At 71.6% G+C, this 16,926-nt stretch carries 11 protein-coding genes; 4 read left to right on the top strand and 7 right to left on the bottom strand.

Going from position 1 to position 16,926, the window contains the following annotated elements:
- Nucleotides 1-27: 27 nt before the first annotated feature.
- From U8525_RS04595 to U8525_RS04585, 3 genes are read left to right on the top strand one after another with little or no spacing between them, the layout of a single operon-like run.
- A complete protein-coding gene (locus U8525_RS04595; protein WP_374261622.1) occupies nucleotides 28-963 on the top strand; it encodes a metalloenzyme in 936 nt (311 codons plus the stop codon).
- An 11-nt stretch (nucleotides 964-974) separates the two neighbouring features.
- Complete coding sequence (locus U8525_RS04590; RefSeq protein WP_374261621.1) at nucleotides 975-1,940, top strand: hypothetical protein; 966 nt, start codon at nucleotides 975-977, stop codon at nucleotides 1,938-1,940.
- A gap of 37 nt (nucleotides 1,941-1,977) precedes the next feature.
- Entirely contained in the window at nucleotides 1,978-5,070 is a 3,093-nt protein-coding gene (locus tag U8525_RS04585; RefSeq protein WP_374261619.1) for an alpha amylase C-terminal domain-containing protein, read from the top strand.
- On the opposite strand, the gene U8525_RS04580 is transcribed toward U8525_RS04585, so the two are convergent.
- The 3 genes from U8525_RS04580 to U8525_RS04570 form a co-directional block, all read right to left on the bottom strand.
- On the bottom strand, nucleotides 5,067-6,752 hold the full coding sequence (locus tag U8525_RS04580; RefSeq protein ID WP_374262280.1) for a TldD/PmbA family protein: 1,686 nt from the start codon (nucleotides 6,750-6,752) through the stop codon (nucleotides 5,067-5,069). The genes U8525_RS04585 and U8525_RS04580 overlap by 4 nt on opposite strands.
- A 154-nt stretch (nucleotides 6,753-6,906) precedes the next feature.
- Entirely contained in the window at nucleotides 6,907-8,226 is a 1,320-nt protein-coding gene (locus U8525_RS04575) for a nucleotide sugar dehydrogenase (RefSeq protein WP_374262277.1), read from the bottom strand.
- Nucleotides 8,227-8,297: 71 nt separating this feature from the next.
- Complete coding sequence (locus tag U8525_RS04570) at nucleotides 8,298-10,373, bottom strand: alginate lyase family protein (RefSeq protein ID WP_374261617.1); 2,076 nt, start codon at nucleotides 10,371-10,373, stop codon at nucleotides 8,298-8,300.
- 280 nt (nucleotides 10,374-10,653) lie between these two features.
- Here U8525_RS04570 and U8525_RS04565 point away from each other — a divergent pair, with 280 nt between their 5' ends.
- On the top strand, nucleotides 10,654-11,613 hold the full coding sequence (locus U8525_RS04565) for a histidine kinase dimerization/phospho-acceptor domain-containing protein (RefSeq protein WP_374261614.1): 960 nt from the start codon (nucleotides 10,654-10,656) through the stop codon (nucleotides 11,611-11,613).
- A gap of 127 nt (nucleotides 11,614-11,740) precedes the next feature.
- Here U8525_RS04565 and U8525_RS04560 read toward each other — a convergent pair whose 3' ends face one another.
- From U8525_RS04560 to U8525_RS04545, 4 genes are read right to left on the bottom strand one after another with little or no spacing between them, the layout of a single operon-like run.
- Nucleotides 11,741-14,287 (bottom strand): response regulator, encoded by a 2,547-nt coding sequence (locus U8525_RS04560; protein WP_374261612.1) that lies wholly within the window; start codon nucleotides 14,285-14,287, stop codon nucleotides 11,741-11,743.
- A gap of 16 nt (nucleotides 14,288-14,303) precedes the next feature.
- Complete coding sequence (locus U8525_RS04555) at nucleotides 14,304-14,885, bottom strand: chemotaxis protein CheW (protein ID WP_374261610.1); 582 nt, start codon at nucleotides 14,883-14,885, stop codon at nucleotides 14,304-14,306.
- 10 nt (nucleotides 14,886-14,895) lie between these two features.
- Nucleotides 14,896-15,309, bottom strand: coding sequence for a two-component system response regulator (locus tag U8525_RS04550; RefSeq protein WP_014398150.1), 414 nt, complete (start codon nucleotides 15,307-15,309; stop codon nucleotides 14,896-14,898).
- Entirely contained in the window at nucleotides 15,306-16,913 is a 1,608-nt protein-coding gene (locus U8525_RS04545) for a methyl-accepting chemotaxis protein (protein WP_374261607.1), read from the bottom strand. The genes U8525_RS04550 and U8525_RS04545 overlap by 4 nt, the downstream gene beginning before the upstream one ends.
- Nucleotides 16,914-16,926: the final 13 nt, after the last annotated feature.

The raw sequence follows: 16,926 nt of genomic DNA, 5'->3' as shown, positions 1-16,926 counted from the left end.
TCGGTTTCGAGGATACAGTCCCGGGCCGTGCGCGTCGCGGTCCTGTTCATCGACGGGGTGGGCATCGGGCGGAAGGACCCGGCCGTGAACCCGCTGTCGGACCGGGACCACCTCCTGGCCTGGTTCCAGGACGCCCCCGCGCCCCTCCTGCCCCACGGCGGCGTGGGGCTCGCGGTGGACCCCACCTTCGGCGTGCCCGGCCGGCCCCAGTCCGCCTCCAACCAGACGGCCATCCTCACCGGAGACCCCGCCCCCGTCCTCGTGGGCGGCCACGTGCTGGGCTACCCCAACACCGCCCTGCGAGCGCTGCTCGCGGAGCGCTCCATCGTGCGGCGCCTGAAGGCCTCGGGCCGCACCGCCACCTTCGCCAACGCGTACCCCGCGCCGTACCTGGACGCGCTCGGCGTCCCCCGCCGCCCCTCCACGTCCCCGCCGGAGTTCACCCTGTCCGAGCGCGTCGCGCGCAAGGTGCGCCCCTCCGCCGCGAAGCTCGCCTTCGCCGCGGGAGGCGAGCCGCTGCGCACGCTGGACGACGCTCGCGCGGACGACGGCCTCACCCACGACATCACCGGCGCCGCCGCGCGCGCGCACGGCCTGGACGTGCCCCACCGCACGCCCGAGGAGGCCGCGGCCCTCTTCTGGCGCATCGCGGGCCAGGCGGACTTCACCTTCTTCGAGCACTACCTCGCGGACGAGGCCGGCCACGCGCGGGACTTCGAGGCCGCCCGCCTGGCGCTCGACACCTTCGACGCCTTCCTGCGCGCGGTGGTGGCCCGCCAGCCCGACGACGCGCGCGTGCTGGTGTGCAGCGACCACGGCAACGTGGAGGACCTGTCGGTTCGAGGACACACCGTCCACGCCGTCCCCATGCTCTACTTCGGCCCCTCCGCTCCGGAGCTAGCGTCGTTCTCCACCGTCGCGGACGTGGGCCGCGCGGTGATCCGCTGGCTCGGGGCCAACTAGAGGGACGTGGGATGCGGGTGGGCGGTACCGGACGAAGGAGCCTGCTGCTGCTCGCCCTGGCGGCGCTCCTGTCCGCGTGCGCCGCCGCGCCCCGCAAGGCCGACGCCCCCTCGGACACGCTGGCGCTGCCCCTCGGCGAGTTCCGCTTCGAGCACTCCGCGAAGGACGCCCCCGCCGCGGCCATGGTCCGCCTCGCGGTGGAGCACGCCGGGCCCCGCCTGGCCCGCTGGGGCTCCTTCCAGGAGCCCGTCACCCTGGTCATCCACCCCAACCACGCCGCCCTGGAGCGCGCCGCCCACCGCTCCGGCTACGACTTCCTGCGAGCCTGGGCCCGCTACGAGCAGGTGGAGGTCCAGAGCCCCCGCACGTGGACCCGCGCCGGCGCCACCCAGAAGCAGGTGGACGAGCTGCTCCTGCACGAGCTCACCCACAGCCTCATGTGGCAGACCTCCGCCACCGCGTCGGACTGGACGAGGAAGGGCATCCCCCTGTGGTTCAGCGAGGGCATGGCCTCGTACACCGCCGGCCAGGGCTACCGCGTCCCCAGCCTGGAGGACCTGTCCCGCTTCCTCCACGACTCCCCCCAGGCGGATCCGCTCGCCCGCGCCGAGGCCCTCTACGAGACGCAGAACGCCACCGTCTACGGCGCCGCCCACCACGCCTTCACCTTCCTCATGGAGCGCTACGGCGAGGCGCGCGTGCGCGGCATCCTCGCAGCCATGCGCCGCGGCCAGGACTTCCCCGGCGGCTTCCTGGAGGCCATCGGCCTGCCCGTGGACGCCTTCCTCCGCGACTTCCGCCGCTACGTATTCCTGCGCGGCTTCAAGGGGGGCCGGGTGACCCCACCTCCAGCCCCGCCCCGCCCGGAAAGGCGCGGGATTCCTGGGATTCCCCAGTTCACGCCGCCAACCACCACACATTCGCCCACTTCCACGCCTTTGGAGACAACTCCAGGGGCGCCAAGTCCGACAAGTTGAGCAAGCCCGCCATGCGTGGCCGCCGGAGGATTGCCCCGTGACTGATTCGAAAATCAACCGCCCGAGCCGCGCCTCGTCGTCCGCCACGGGAAGCAGCACCGTGGATGCCGCCACGCTGGCCGAGCGGCAGAGGGCCGCCGCCGCGAAGGCCGCCGCCACGAGGCGCAACCAGTCCGGCTTCGAGTCCACGCCGGCCTCCGGCCCCCGCGGCTCCGTGGCCGGCACCGGCGCGCTGGCCCGCTCCGCCAACGCGAGCGCGCTCCTGGGCGCCGCGCCCACGTCCGCGGTGAAGAACAGCGCGACGGTGGCGAACCCCACCCTGCGCACCATCACGTTCACCTACGACGCGGGCCCGCACGCGGCGCTCACCCACCCGAAGCTCAAGGGCAGCTGGGACGCGGACGGCCGCTTCAGCGCGCAGTGGTCCTCCGGCGGCATCCCCATGAAGCCGCTGGGCAACGGCAAGTACGAGGCCACGGTGAAGGTGGCGGACGACGGCCTGCCGTACAACTGGGAGTGGGGCGTCACCGTGGACGGCCCGTCCGGCAAGGACCAGTGGGCGGTGATGGGCGAGGGCAACCTCAAGCTGGACCTGTCCAAGTCCACCGCGTCGTACGCGCCCACGACGTACCACTCCATGGGCGCGCAGCGCTCCGGCCAGGACGTGAGCTTCAAGTTCTGGGCGCCGGACGCGCGGGCCGTGCAGGTGAAGGTGACGGACAAGCAGGGCCGCGAGCAGCGCATCCCCATGACGCGCGACGAGGGCGGCAACTGGACCGCGCAGGCCAAGGGCGCGTGGGACCAGCTGGAGGGCAAGGCCTACGTCTACGAGGTGGTGGACTCCACGGGCGCCACCAGCGACCGGCCGGACCCCTACGCGCGCCGGATGATGGGCGAGCAGCGCGGCATCGACCGGCTGTACCTGGACCCCACCCGCGGCAAGGAGGTGGACCGCTACTTCACCGGCGCCACCGGCCTGATGCGCTTCGACATCGACGACGCGGAGGACGCGGACAGCGCGTACCTGGTCCTCAAGGACGGCGACGGCAACCCGCTCGACAAGCAGCAGCTCCAGGAGCGCCTGGGCCAGTTCGACGACACGCTCATCGACAAGCTGCGCGGCGGAAAGTTCAACGACTTCTGGTCGCGCAACGTCACCGACGACGGCCGCATCAAGATGACGAACGAGGGCGGCGCGTGGACCACGCTCGTCAACGACCCGGAGAAGCTGGCCGGCCTGCGCTACGAGTTCCAGGTGTTCGACAAGGACGCGCAGGGCAAGCTGCACCTGCGCGACGACGTGAACGACGACGGCAAGCTCTCCGACACGGAGCGCCTGGCGTCGTCGGAGAACGACCCCTGGAGCGACCTCATCACCACGAGCAGCGGCGTGTCCTTCCGCGGCTCCATCCTCACCGACCCGACGAAGTTCGAGTTCAAGAACGACGACGTCCCGCGTGAGAAGGACCCGTCGAAGTGGGTGGTGTACCAGCTGCACGTGGGCAGCTTCCTGGGCGAGGCGGGCAACTCCAACCGCTCCACCATGGAGGACCTGATCAAGAAGCTGGATTACTTCAAGGAGCTGGGCGTCACCACGCTGGAGCTGCTGCCCACCAACGAGGTGGAGGGCCCGCGCAACTGGGGCTACCTGGGCGTCAACAGCCTGGCCACGGAGAGCTCCTTCGGCTTCGAGGACGACGACGGCCAGTGGGTGGAGGGCGACGAGGCCCTCAAGCGCTTCATCGACGCGGCCCACGGCAAGGGCCTCAACGTGGTGTCGGACGTCGTCTACAACCACGTCTTCGGCGACTACAACGGCCTGTGGAACGTGGGCGGCCCCAGCAACCCCTACTTCAACTGGTCCAAGGAGCCCGGCCAGTTCGAGCAGCGCGACACGCCGTGGGGCTCCGTGCCCGCGTACGACACGCCGCAGGTGAAGCAGCTCTTCGTGGACCACGCCGTGCAGCAGGTGGCGGAGCTGAAGTTCGACGGCCTGCGCTTCGACTTCACGGAGCCCATCAAGGGCGTGGGCGGCAAGGCGGGCTGGGACATGCTCCGGGAGATCAACCGCCAGGTGCACTTCATCAACCCGGACGCGTGGACCGTGGCGGAGCAGTTCGACTACGACCCCAACATCTCGCGCCCCGCGCAGGCGGACGGCACGGGCGGCGGCTTCGACGCCCAGTGGTACACGGAGTTCCAGCACCGGCTGGTGAACGACAACAACAAGCCGGGCCTGGTGCAGGCCGCCTCGCGCGGGATGAAGACGGACGTGGACGCCTTCATGGACATGATGACGTCACCGCGCGGCCTGGACGACTGGAAGCACGCGCTGTCCATCATCTCCAACCACGACGAGGTGGGGAACGCGCAGCGCACCATGAACACCGCGGAGGGCGCCGACGCCACCGACTTCCCGGACCAGTGGTCGCGCGCCGCCGCCCGCTTCACCGCCGGCATCGGCATGGCGGGCCCGGGCATCCCCATGTTCTTCCAGGGTGACGAGTTCGGCGCCCAGAACGACTTCCGCTGGGGCAACCCGTCCACCTGGGACAGCGACTGGAGCTGGCAGGACGTCGGCAAGGGCGTGGACTTCAGCAAGGTGACGTTCAACGACACCACCAAGGCCGACTACGAGCGCCTCTTCAGCCTGTCCCCGGACGCGCGCACCCGGGACAGCGCGTACAAGGCCTTCTCCGCGGACGACAAGAAGCTGTTCGCGGAGGTGGCCGCCCTGCCCGCCGCCGAGCGCAAGGACGCGATGCTGGACATCACCCGCCGGCAGTCCTTCACGTTCTACAAGGACGCCATCGGCCTGCGGAACAGCAGCGACGCCTTCAGCGCGGCGGCGGAGGTCAGGCGCGTCTACACCCACAACGACGACAGCGTGATGGCCTTCACGCGCAAGTCGGGCAACGACGAGTTCCTCGTGGTGGGCAGCCTCAACAAGCAGAACCTGGAGGGCTACTCGCTGCCGCTGCCCCCGGGCCAGTGGAAGGAGGTGCTGAACAGCGACGCCGCGGTGTACGGCGGCTCCAACTTCGGCAACTACGGCGCCACGCTGAACGGCGGGAACACCCCGGTGAACATCCCCGCCGCCGGCTACGTGGTGCTGAAGAAGGTCGGCTAGCGCTTCGCGTCCGCTCCGGCCGCCTGCTTTGACGGGGCGGCCGGGCTGGGGAGCAGCGGCGGCCGGTCCTTGCCCTCCTGGGTGCGCTGCAGCTCCAGCTCCTGGAGCAGCACCGCGGGCGCCACGGTGGACACGGGCACGTTGCCGCTCTCCGCGCCGCAGAAGCCGTTGAAGACGCCCAGGCGCTGGCCCGTGGCGAGGATGCGGTTCACGGACGACAGCGGCGTGCCGACGATCTCCACCCCGCGCACCAGCGTCTCCTCGCCGGTCTTCACGTCCACCCGGTACACCATGCGCGGCACGCCCTTGAAGGCCTGGTAGCCGTAGCTGGACGTGTTGGTGTTGCCGCCGGTGATGTCGCGGATGATGAGCCCATAGGGCTTGCCCTGCCGCTTCGCCTCCGCGATGAGCAGCCTCTTCAGCTCCGCGTCGCTCACCTGCTTCGTGCTGTCCACCAGCAGGTTGGCCATGCGCGCCACCGGCTGGAGCGTGCCCTGCCCGCGGCCGTGGCCGTTGGACTGGGGGAAGCCCTCCACCGGGTGGCGGCTCATCAGGTAGCCCCTGAGCACGCCCTTCTCCACCAGCGTCACCGGCTGCCCCTTCACGCCCTCCTCGTCGTAGAGGTAGTAGCCGTTGAGCGGCTCGCCGTTGACCTCGCGCCGGGACGGGTCATCCCGCAGCGACAGGAACGGCGGGAGGATCTGCTTCCCCTCCTGGCCCTTGAACGTCTTGCCGTCGGTGTCGCCGTCCTGCCGGTCCGCCTCCAGCCGGTGGCCCAGCGTCTCGTGGAAGAGCACGCCCGCGGCCTCCGGCGCCAGGATGGCGGGGCCCGCGTAGGGGGTGATGGCCGGCGCCCGCCGCAGCGCCAGCAGCTCGTCGATGACCCTCCGCGCGGCCTCGTGCACCTGCGCCTCGCTCGGCATGCCCGCCTCGGTGGGCAGGTAGAAGCTGCGCGAGTCGTCCAGGAGCTGCCCGTCCGGCGCGCGCGTCACCGCGGAGACGTGGAACGCGTACAGCGTGTCCTCCGTGATGAGGCGCGTGCCCTCCGAGGACACGAACAGCCGCGTGACCTTGTCCGCGGTGACGCGCACCTCCGAGTCGAACAGCTCCGGGTGCGCGTTGAAGCGCGCGGACACCTCGCGCGCCACGCGGCGCCACTTCTCCCGGTCGAACGGGAACGGCACCGGCGGCTGCACGAAGGTGGCCGGCTTCTCCCTGGAGAAGGACGCCGGGCGCTGGGGGTCCTCCACCGTGTAGACGTCCTCGCCCTTCTTCTTCAGGTACTGGAAGAGCGCGGCCTTGTACTTCTCGTCCGTGACGAGCCACAGCGCCGTGCGCAGCGCCAGCGGCGAGTCATCCAGCGGCCCGTCCTTGCGCGCGGTGAAGCTGGAGCCCTTGCTGGTGCTGAAGCCGAAGTCGAGCGAGTCCGCCACGGAGCTGTCGTAGTCGTAGCTGCCCACGCGCACGTCCACGCCCAGCTTGCGCTCGCGGTAGTCGTCGTCCTGAAAGAGCGCCCCGTAGCGCGCGAGGATCAGCCGCGACTCGTAGTCCTTCACGCCGTAGCTCAGGAAGTACGGCGCCTCATGGCCATTCACCCGGAGCTGCTGCTGGTTGCGCTGAAGCTCCGCGCTCATCGCGTCCAGCAAGGGCGCGCGAGGGTCCGGAGCGGGCGCCGCGCCCATCAGCAGGGACGCGGCCAGGAACAGGGGGAGCAGGGGACGGGAGGAGCCGGGCACGGCCGCGCACTGTAGCCAGAAAAACGGCGAGGGCCCTCCCCTCACGCGGCCTGGCGTGAAGCGAGGACCCTCCTGCCCGCATGGCCCGTGGGCGACAGGCTCAAGCCTTGACGATCTTCTCGCGGCCCTGGGTGACGTTCTTGGTGGCGTTGCGCGTGTCGACGACGATGTTCGAGCGCTGGACCAGGTCGTTGTAGTCGATGTGCGAGTGGTCCGTGAGGATCATCACCGCGTCGTACTGCTTGAGCGTCTCCGGGTCGAGCGGGACGGACTTCATCTCCATGTTGAAGCCGTGCCCCTTGTGCAGCTCCTTCACGAACGGGTCGTGGTAGGCGATGTCCGCGCCCTTCTCCTTGAGGAGCGTCATCACGCGCAGCGACGGGGACTCGCGGAAGTCGTCGATGTCCTTCTTGTACGCCGCGCCGATGCAGAGGACCTTCGCGCCGTTGAGCACCTTCTTGTTCTTGTTGAGCGCCTCCATCGTGCGCTGCACCACGTAGTAGGGCATCTGCCAGTTCACCTCACCGGCCAGCTCGATGAACTTGGTGTGGAACTCGAACTCGCGCGCCTTCCACGTCAGGTAGAACGGGTCGATGGGGATGCAGTGCCCGCCCAGGCCGGGGCCCGGGTAGAACGGCTGGAAGCCGAAGGGCTTGGTGCTGGCGGCCTGGATGACCTCCCACACGTCCACGTTCATGCGGTCGCAGAGCATCTTCATCTCGTTGACCATGGCGATGTTCACGCAGCGGTAGATGTTCTCCAGCAGCTTGGCCAGCTCCGCCACGCGCGTGGACGACACCGGCACCACTTCCTTCAGCGCGCTGCCGTAGAGGGCGGTGGCGACCTCCAGGCACGCGGGCGAGTAGCCGCCCACGACCTTCGGGATCGTCTTGGTGTTGAAGCCCTTGTTGCCCGGGTCCTCGCGCTCCGGGCTGAAGGCCAGGAAGAAGTCCACGCCCGCCTTGAGGCCGTTCTTCTCCAGCAGGGGCTTCAGCACCTCCTCGGTCGTGCCCGGGTAGGTGGTGGACTCCAGGATGAAGAGCTGGCCGGGGCGCACGTGCGGCGCCAGGGCCTCGCCCGTCTGGATGATGAAGGTCATGTCCGGCTCACGCGACGCGGTCAGCGGCGTGGGCACGCAGATGACGACGCAGTCCAGCTCGCGGGCCCTGGCGAAGTCGCTGGTCGCCTTGAGCTTGCCCGCGGTGGTGAGCTGCGCCAGCGGCGCGCTGGGGATGTGCTTGATGTAGCTCTCACCCTTGCCAATCTTCTCAATCTTGCGCTGGTCGACGTCCAGCCCCGTGACCGGGAAGCCTGCTTCCGCGAACGCCATGCCCAGCGGAAGACCGACGTACCCGAGCCCCACCACGCCCACCTTCGCTTCCCGATTCTGAATCCGACCCAGCAACGGGTTGCCAACCATCACGCGCATTGTCGTTACTCCCAGCAGTTGACGTGCGGCCTCGGCGGCTCACACGTCCCGACCCACACCAATCACCTGAAGACGAACACCCACCCCAACCATGCCGGAGGCGTCAGCTGCCTCCGGAGCTCCACCGACACCGCCGGCACCACGCGCCCATATCCGGGCGAGTAGCGCGACGGAACGAGCGAGGTCTCCAACCCCCGCCCGAAGAGCACCCAGCCCGCGGGTGCATCCGCCGGTCCAATCTCCAGGGCCCGCGCCTCGAAGGCCTCCGGGCCCTCCTGCACGCGCCCCGCCCGCGCCAGCACCTCCGTCGCGGGCTCGCACCACCGCGCCTGCGCATCCGGCAGGTGCAGACGTCCCACCACCTCATGACGGCCCGTTCCGACGAGCCGGTCCCCCACGGCCAGCGCGCGCACGTGCCGGTCGAGGAAGAAGGTCCTCTCGATTCCCACCGGGGCCGGCAGGTGGCGGTAGCCGTCGTGGCGCACCACCAGCCGGTCGTGCTTCGCGCCGGGCTGGAAGGCCACGACGCGCGCCCGGGCGTCCTCCGGCAGCGCGAACAGCCGCGCCGGATCCATCGGGGCCTGCTCCGCCCCATCCACCTGAAGCGTGTTGTGCGCCGCGGTGCTCCGCATCGCGTTGCGCAGGGCCGGATCCCGCGTGTACGAGCCCGTGCCGGGGTCGACGATGACGGGACGGCCCTCGAGGTGGAGCTCGAAGGAAAGCTTGTCGTTGTGGCTGTGTCCTCCGACGCCCCGCTGCCCCTGTTTTCCGGCCGAGACGGTGAGCACGACCCCCTCACCGCGCAAGATGTGGAAGCCGCCTTCCGCGTAGCTCACCGACGTGGGCGCAGGGGCCGCGGGCAGCGCGTTGAAGCGCGCCAGGCCCGCTTCGCCCAGGAGCCACGCCGCCTCGTCCGGGAACACGCCGCCGCCCAGGCCCGCGTCGTTGAAGAGCGCCGCGCCCAGCCCCGCGAGGTAGCCGTGGTCGCGGTCCTCCCGGTCCTGGAACGGGAACACCCGGCCGCTGTCGTTGTCGCCAATCTGCGGCGCCAGGCCGGCCTCCGAGGACCACGCGCGCGTCGCGACGAACATCAACCGCAGCCGCGCCTCATACGCGGGGCCCAGCGACACGCCCGCGCCGCGCGCGACGAGGAAGGCCAGCGTGAACAGCTCCACCGACAGGCGGTGGTAGGGAATGGAGCCTTCGAAGGACGTGCCCTCGGGGTGGACCTGCGCCTCCATCTGCGCGCGCAGGCCGTGGGCCGCGAGCGCCACCTGCCGGGGCGCGCCGGGCAGCTCCGGGAAGAGCAGCCCCACCACCGCCAACCCCACGTGGTTGGAGACGAGGTGGTTGTTGGGCACCGCGCCGGTGTCCTCCAGGTGGGCCTCCACCCACGCGCAGTGCTCCGCGAGCGCGCCCAGCACGGGCACCAGGAACTCCGGACGGCGCACCTCCGGCGCGTCCGCGAACATCGCCAGCGCCTGCGCGAGGTTCGCCGCGCGCAAGCCGACCTCCATGGGGCACGTCCAGTGGACGCCCATGCCCACGGGGTTCGCCTGCAGGAAGTCCAGCGTCTGCGAGACGAAGGCGGCGGCGAGGCGCGAGCGGTCGGATTGCGAGCCCGCGACCCACGCGCCCTGGGCCAGGGCCAGCGCGCTGTCCAGCCGGCCCATCACCCACGGGTACTTCGGATCCATGCCCGTCACGTGCAGCGGCATGCGCTCCACGGGGGCCACCGGATAGCGCCGGCCGCTCACCGGCTCCAGGGACCAGTCCACCGCCCTGCCCTCGCCGAAGGACACCCGGGTGCCGAAGACGTCCCACTCCTGACGGAGCGCCCGCGCGGCGCGCTCGAGCGTGCGCGCCTTCGCGCCCGGGAGCCTCTCGATGGCGGCGCGGGCGGACTCGCGCTGCGACAGCTCGCACCAGGCGCGCGACGTGCGGTGATCCAGCGCGAGCGTCACCAGGTCCTCGGCGCGGGTGGCGCCGAAGGACGCCAGCAGCTGCGCCTCGTCCACCTGCTCCCGGCGGCGGTACAGCGCCTGCCGTGCGACGCCCTGGACCCGGCGCACCGCGCTCTTCGCGAGCGCCCCCGGCGCCATGCGAGCCATCGCCGCGTAGTAATCGAGAGTCCCCATCCGCCCCTTCCCGCCCAGCCTCACGGGGGCAGGTGATAGCAAGCGGCTGGCCAAAACCTTTTCCCAGCAAGAGCAAGGGGTTGGCGCGCGGGCCCTGCCCGTACGGCGGTAAAAATGTCCGCCTGATCCACCCGCCGTGGGTAAAGGATTGCTGCCCGGTGCGGAACGGAAGTGCTCCCCGATGGAGCCGTTGCGCCTCTCGCGGGGCATGGCCATTCCTTGGCACGTGCGGGCTGGGGCTTGGATGGGGCGGCGCATCGAGGACGACCTCGATGCAAGGATGGAAACGACGCTGACGGCGGTGGCCGAGCAGGCGCTGCGCGGAGGAACGCGAGCGGGCCTGGAGGCGCTCCTGAAGGCGTCCATGCGGCTGACCGGCGCGACCGGCGCGGCCCTCTATGAAGGACGCGTGTGCGTGATGAAGGTGGGCAACGTCCCCGCCCGTCGCGCGGAAGCCAGGGACACGGGCACCACGAAGCGGCCCTCCGTCTTGGAGGTCTGGCCGGCGCCCCTGGCGACGTCGCAGCGGAACGTGGTGGCGCGCTTCAGCGCGTTCGCTCCGGCGCTGCTCGCGGCGCACGCGCGCGAGGTGGCCCAGGGCGCGCGGCAGGCCCGCCTGCTGGAAGCGAAGCTGCGCCTGGAGCGCACCGTGAAGGCGCTGGACAGGCGGCGCTCGCGCGCGGCGCACGACCTGCGCACGCCCCTCATGGTCATGAAGGGCTACGTGGACATGCTGCTCAAGGGCACCGGCGGACCGCTGAGCGCGCAGGCACAGCGCTACCTGGAGCGGATCGCCAAGGTCGCCGCGGACCAGAAGGAGCTCATCGACCGGCGCCTGTCGCCCCCCGCGCCGGGCCTGGACGACCTGCGCCCCGTGCTGACGAAGGCGTTCGCGCCCATGCGAGGCCGCGCCACTTCATCCCTGAGCCTGCCCGGGGAGCGGACCGTGCCCGTGCGAGGCACCCGCGCGGACTGGGAGCTCCTGGCGCGCACCCTGGCCCGAGGCACCGCGGGCGCCGTGGCCGTGGACGTCCACCTGGGCCCGGCCCTGGAGTCCTCCCACTGGCTCCTGCGCGTCCGGACGTGCCCTGGCGCGGCCCTGCCGGCGCGCGCGGAGGCGGTGCTGCGGCAGCTGGCGGGCCGCCTGGGAGGCACGCTGGCCGTGGCCGTGGAGCCCCGCCTGGAGCTCACCCTGCGGGTGCCCGGGGATGAGGCCCTTCCCGCCCCCGCCCACCGCTGAGGGCCCGAGCAGGCAGGAGACGCCGGGCGGAAGGCACGCAGGGGTCTTCCCCCGGGTCCACCCCGCTCCTCGCAGCAGGCGAAGGCCGGGGCGTCGTGGGCTCCCGCCTGCCCTTCCCTGCCCCGCCTCAGGCGGCGGAGCTGGGCAGCAGCTGGCGCACGAGCTCCAGGAGCTTGCCGCGCTCCACCTCGCGTTTGACGAGGTAGCCGTCCGCGCCCGCCTCCAGGCCGGCCGCGCGGTCCTCGTTGCTGTCCAGCGACGTCACCAGGATGATGGGCGTGCGCCGGAACATGGGGTGGCCCTTGATCCGCCGCGCCAGGCCCACGCCGTCCAGCCGGGGCATCTGCCAGTCGCTGACCACCAGGTGGCAGTGCACGCGCTCCAGCACCTGCCACGCCTCCTCGCCGTCCGACGCCGTCACCACCGGGTAGCCGGCGATCTCCAGCAGGGACTTCATCGCGAAGCGCGTGGTGAGCGAGTCGTCGCACACCAGGATGCGCGGCAGCTTGGACTCGCCCGTGGAGGTGCGCGTGTCCGGCTTGGCCGCGCGCAAGAGCTCCGGCGCGTTGAGCACCGGCACCACGCGGCCGTCGTCCAGCACCGCCGCGCCCGCCAGGTGCGTGACGTCCCGCAGGTGCTTGCCCAGCGAGCGCACCACCAGCTCCTGCTGCCCCACCACCTCGTCGATGGCGTACAGCACGCGCTCCTCGCCCAGGGTCAGGAGCACCGCCGTCTGCCGCCGCCCCGAATCCAGCGCGAGCGGCATGCGCGGCAGGCCGATGGCCTCCGCGAGCGACAGGAACGTGAGCTGCTCGCCGTCCAGCCGCGCCACCACGCGCCCGGCCACCGTGCCCACGTCGTCCGCGTCCAGCCGCAGCACGCGCTTCACGGCGTCGGAGGGGATGGCGGTGACCATGGTGCCGGTGCGCACCAGCAGGCCCAGCGCCGCCGCGAGCGTGAGCGGCAGGTCCACGATGAAGCGCGTGCCCTTGCCGGGGGTGAACTCCACGTCCGCGCTGCCCTGAAGCCGCTGCGCGGTGGCCAGCACCACGTCCAGGCCCACGCCGCGGCCCGAGGTGGACGTCACCTCGTCGCGCGTGGAGAAGCCCGGCTGGAAGATGAGCCGCGCGGCCTGCGCGTCCGACAGCTTGTCCGCCGCCTCCTGGTTCATCAGGCCCCGGCGCACCGCCGTGGCGCGCACGCGCACGGGGTCCAGGCCCGCGCCGTCGTCCTCCACGATGACGCCCACGCGCGTGCCCCGCGCCTCCACGCGCACCACCAGCCGGCCCGTCTCCGACTTGCCCGCCGCCTTGCGCGCCTCGGGCGACTCCAGCCCGTGGTCGATGGCGTTGCGCACCAGGTGCACGAGCGGATCCTTCAGCGCGTCCACGATGCGCCGGTCCAGCCGCACGTCCGTGCCGCCCAGCTCCAGCGCCACCTCCTTGTCCAGGCGGGACGCCGTCTCGCGCACCGTGCGGCGCAGGGGCTCCAGCACCTGCGAGGCCGGCACCATGCGCAGGTCGCGCAGGTCGTCGCGGATGACCTGGGCCACCAGCGCCTGCTGCTCGCCGTCGCGGTGCGCCTCCTTCGCGTGCTCCAGGAGCCGCTTCTGCATCGTGCGCATCAGGCCCAGGCCCGTGCGCAGCGGCTCCAGCGCGGACCCGCCGCCGGACATGGCCAGCTGCGACGCGGCGCGCTCCAGGTGCAGCAGCACCTCGTGCGCCTGATCCGTCAGCGACCGGAAGCCCTCCGAGCGCCGCCCCTGCTGCGACCGCCCGGACACCAGGTGCTCCACCTGGAGCGCCAGCGAGTCCAGCGTCTTCACCGACACGCGCACCGCGCGGTCCACCGCCCCGCCGCGCCCCTCTGGCGCCGCGGCCGCAGCGCGCGCCGCGGGCTTCGCCGAGGGGCCTGACGTGGACTTCACGGGCGTGGGCGCGGGGGCCGGCGCGGCCTCCTCCGCCACGCTCAGCGCCGTGCGCAGGTCCACCAGCGCGCCCGCCACCTCCGACGCCGCCTGTCCCGCCGCGTCCCCGCCCTCCTCCATGCGCGTGAAGCCCAGCGCCGCGGCCTCCGCCAGCGCGGCCACCTGCTCCGCCTGGACGGCCTCCGCGCTCTGGCGCAGGGCGTGCGCCTGGTCCACCGCCGCGCGCACCGCGCCCGCCCGGTCCTCCACCTTCGGGGACACCAGCGTGCCCAGCGCCGCCTCCAGCGCCTCCAGCGCCTTCAGCCCGTCCTCGCCCAGCGGACCGTTGCTCGCGGCGGCGTCGGACGCGGAGACGGCCGGCTCCTCGTGGCCCAGGGCCTTGAGCAGCGCGGCCACGCCGTCCACCGCGGGCTGCTCGCCCGCGTCGCCCCGGTTGAGGGCGCTCTCGATGGCGGACAGGCCCCGCAGCATCGCCTCCACGGCGCCGCGCGAGATGGGCTGGTCCGCGTTCACCTGGGACAGCCCGTCCTCGATGGCGTGGACGATGCGTTCGATGTCGTCCAGCCCCAGGCTCGCCGCGGAGCCCTTGAGGCTGTGCACCACGCGCTTGAGCGACGGCAGCAGGTCCGGCTCCCGGGCGCTGGCAGGCTGCTCCAGCCCCAGCACCTTCGACCCGATGGCCTGGATCTGCTCGCGCGTCTCCGCGGCGAACACCGGCCAGATGCTGCGCAGCAACTGCGGATCCATGAAACCCCAGTCCCCTCTAGCCGCGCCGCGCGGCCGCCGGGTTGCCCAGCTGTGTGAGGTCCAGCACCGTGAGTCGATCCGTCGTCAGGAACAGGAACGGGCCCGGCGGCGGCTGGGACAGCTCCGCGCGCGGCAACTCCAGCCGTCCGTCCACGACCTCCGCCGCCAACCCGAACGCCTCCTCCTCCACCTCCACCACCACGACCTTGCTCAGGTCGGACATGCCCCCGCCCTCCAGCCCCAGCAGCTGCCGCAGGTCCAGCACCGGCACGATGCGCGAGCGCGACAACAGCGCCCCCAGCACGTGGCGCGGCGCCCCCGGCAGCGAGCACATCCCGCGAGCCTCCAGCACGTGGTCCACGAAGTCGATCTTCACCGCGTAGCGCTCGCCGCCCACGTGGAAGGCGAGCACCGTGACGACCTCCTGGCGCGCCTCGTGGCGCGAGTTGGCCAGCGCCACCGCGCGCTGGTGCAGCACCTCGCGCCGCTTGTGGGCGCTCACCACCGTGGCGCCCTCCAGGAGCATCTGGGCCGCGTCGAGCGAGGCCTTCAGCTCCTCGAAGTCGATGGGCAAGAGCTTGCGGTCTTCGGTAGACATGGGCGGCGGCTCAGTACTTCGTGGCCGGCAGCTTGAGGATGTCCCGCACCTTGGAGCGCAGGTCGTCCACGGACACCGGCTTGTTGAGGAACGCGCTCGCGCCCACCAGCTTCCCCTTCTGGCGGCTCGCGTCGTCCTTCAGCGACGTGAGCAGCATGAAGGGCGTGTCGTGCAGCTTCGGGTCGCCCCGGATGGCCGCGCACAGCGCGAAGCCGTCCATCTCCGGCATCTGCACGTCGGAGATGATGAGGTCCGGCTTCTGCTCCCGCGCCCGCTTGAGCCCCACCGCGCCGTTGGGCGCGTCCAGGAAGTCCAGCCCCCACCCCATCAGGTAGACCTGCAGGAGGTTGGTGATGGTCTTCGTGTCCTCCACGATGAGCACCTTCGCCGCCTTACGTGCCCCACCCGTCACGTTGCTGTTCATAGCTGGTACCTGCCTACAAGTTCAGAGAAGCGCTTCGACAAGATGGAGAGGTTGCCGGCCACCTGCTCGATGCGCCGCGTGCCCTCCACCGAATCACTCATGGCGGACGTCAACTCTCCCATCGCCGTGGCGATCTGCTCCACGCCAATGGTCTGCTGCCGCGTGTTGCCCGCGATCTGCCGCGCCGCCCCCGACGACTCGCGGATGACCTCCGACAGGCCCATGATGGTGGAGCCCGCGGCCCGCGCCAGGTCCATGGCCGCCTGCGCGCGCCGGCTGCCCTCGTCCGTCGTGGTGACGGCCACGCGCGTGCCCTTCTGCACCTCGCCCAGCAGCACGCGCACCTGCTCCGCCGCCATGCGGGACTGCTCCGCCAGCGTGCGCATCTCCGTGGCCACCACCGCGAAGCCGCGCCCGTGCTCGCCCGCCTTCGCCGCCTCGATGGAGGCGTTGAGGGCCAGGAGGTTGGACTGCTCCGCCACGTCCTTCACCTGCCCGATGATGTCGCTGATCTGCAGCGTGCGCTCGTTCAGGTCGGTGATGGCCAGGGCGATGGCCCGCACCTGCTCGCCCAGCTTCTCCATGCCCTCCACGCTCTCCGCGACGACCTTCTGCCCCTGCGTGCTGAGGGACTCCGACTTCTGCGTCTGCGCGATGACCGCGTCCGCGTAGGACGTGGCCTGCTTGGAGGTCTGGGCGATCTCCGCCACCGTGGTGCTCGTCTCGTTGATGGCGGACGCCTGCTGGTGCGCCATCGCGGACTGCTGCGTGGACGTGGCCAGCACGCCCGCGGCCTCGTGCTCCAGGTCCGTGGCCGCGCCGCGCAGGTCGTGCAGCAGGTGCACCAGCGCGTCCGCCATGGTGGCGAAGCTGCGCGCCAGCTCGCCGATCTCGTCCGTGCCGGTGGTGTCGATCTGCTGGCGCAGGTCCCCCGCGGCGATGCCCACCGCCGCGCGGGCCAGCCGCTCCAGGGGCACGATGAAGAGGCTGGCCATGCCGGCCGCCGCCAGCAGGCCCAGCACCAGCACCAGCAGGCCCAGGCCGGCGGTGCGCCAGGTGCTCGAGGACAGCGCCTCCGCCAGCGCCTCGCGGTCCAGCGCAAGCTGCACGGTGCCCACGCGCTTGAGCGCGCCGCCCGGCGGGCCGAAGACGATGGGCGCCGTCGTCTCCACCACGGGCAGCGTGCCCACGGTCAGCAGGCGGTCCACCACCGAGTCGCCGTCCGCGGGCTCCACGGCGGCGGCGGTGGAGAAGCGCTCGTCCGCGGAGCGCGCCAGCACCTTGCCGCTCGCGTCGCGCACGACGATGTACGCGATGTCCGGCACGCTCTTCAGGGCCGCGTCCGTGCCCAGCTGGAGCATGGCCGCGTCGCTCGCCGCCGCGGACGCGGCCACGCTGAACGCCATGCCGATGCCCACCGCGCGCGAGCGCTTGGTGAGCTCGTCCAGCAGCCCGTCGCTCATCTGCATCCAGAACGCGAAGGTCAGGATGCCGACCAGCACGACGCCGAAGATGCCCGTGCCTCCGAGGATCTTCGTCCGCAGGCTGAGCCTGGTCGAATCCGACCCTTCAGGCGACGCCACCTTCAAACCTTTCGCTTCCACGTTGTCCCCACCT

The sequence above is a fragment of the Corallococcus sp. RDP092CA genome, assembly GCF_041903675.1.
Classification (GTDB): domain Bacteria; phylum Myxococcota; class Myxococcia; order Myxococcales; family Myxococcaceae; genus Corallococcus.
Note: the sequence above shows the minus strand (reverse complement) of the source record. Positions and strands in the feature narration are given on the sequence as shown.

Bases quoted from the DNA above. Each gene is read 5' to 3' on its own strand.
- U8525_RS04575 (WP_374262277.1), bottom strand. From the start codon at position 8,226: ATGGTTGGCAACCCGTTGCTGGGTCGGATTCAGAATCGGGAAGCGAAG.
- U8525_RS04560 (WP_374261612.1), bottom strand. From the start codon at position 14,287: ATGGATCCGCAGTTGCTGCGCAGCATCTGGCCGGTGTTCGCCGCGGAG.
- U8525_RS04565 (WP_374261614.1), top strand. From the start codon at position 10,654: ATGGAAACGACGCTGACGGCGGTGGCCGAGCAGGCGCTGCGCGGAGGA.
- U8525_RS04555 (WP_374261610.1), bottom strand. From the start codon at position 14,885: ATGTCTACCGAAGACCGCAAGCTCTTGCCCATCGACTTCGAGGAGCTG.
- U8525_RS04590 (WP_374261621.1), top strand. From the start codon at position 975: ATGCGGGTGGGCGGTACCGGACGAAGGAGCCTGCTGCTGCTCGCCCTG.
- U8525_RS04580 (WP_374262280.1), bottom strand. From the start codon at position 6,752: ATGGGCGCGGCGCCCGCTCCGGACCCTCGCGCGCCCTTGCTGGACGCG.
- U8525_RS04570 (WP_374261617.1), bottom strand. From the start codon at position 10,373: ATGGGGACTCTCGATTACTACGCGGCGATGGCTCGCATGGCGCCGGGG.
- U8525_RS04550 (WP_014398150.1), bottom strand. From the start codon at position 15,309: ATGAACAGCAACGTGACGGGTGGGGCACGTAAGGCGGCGAAGGTGCTC.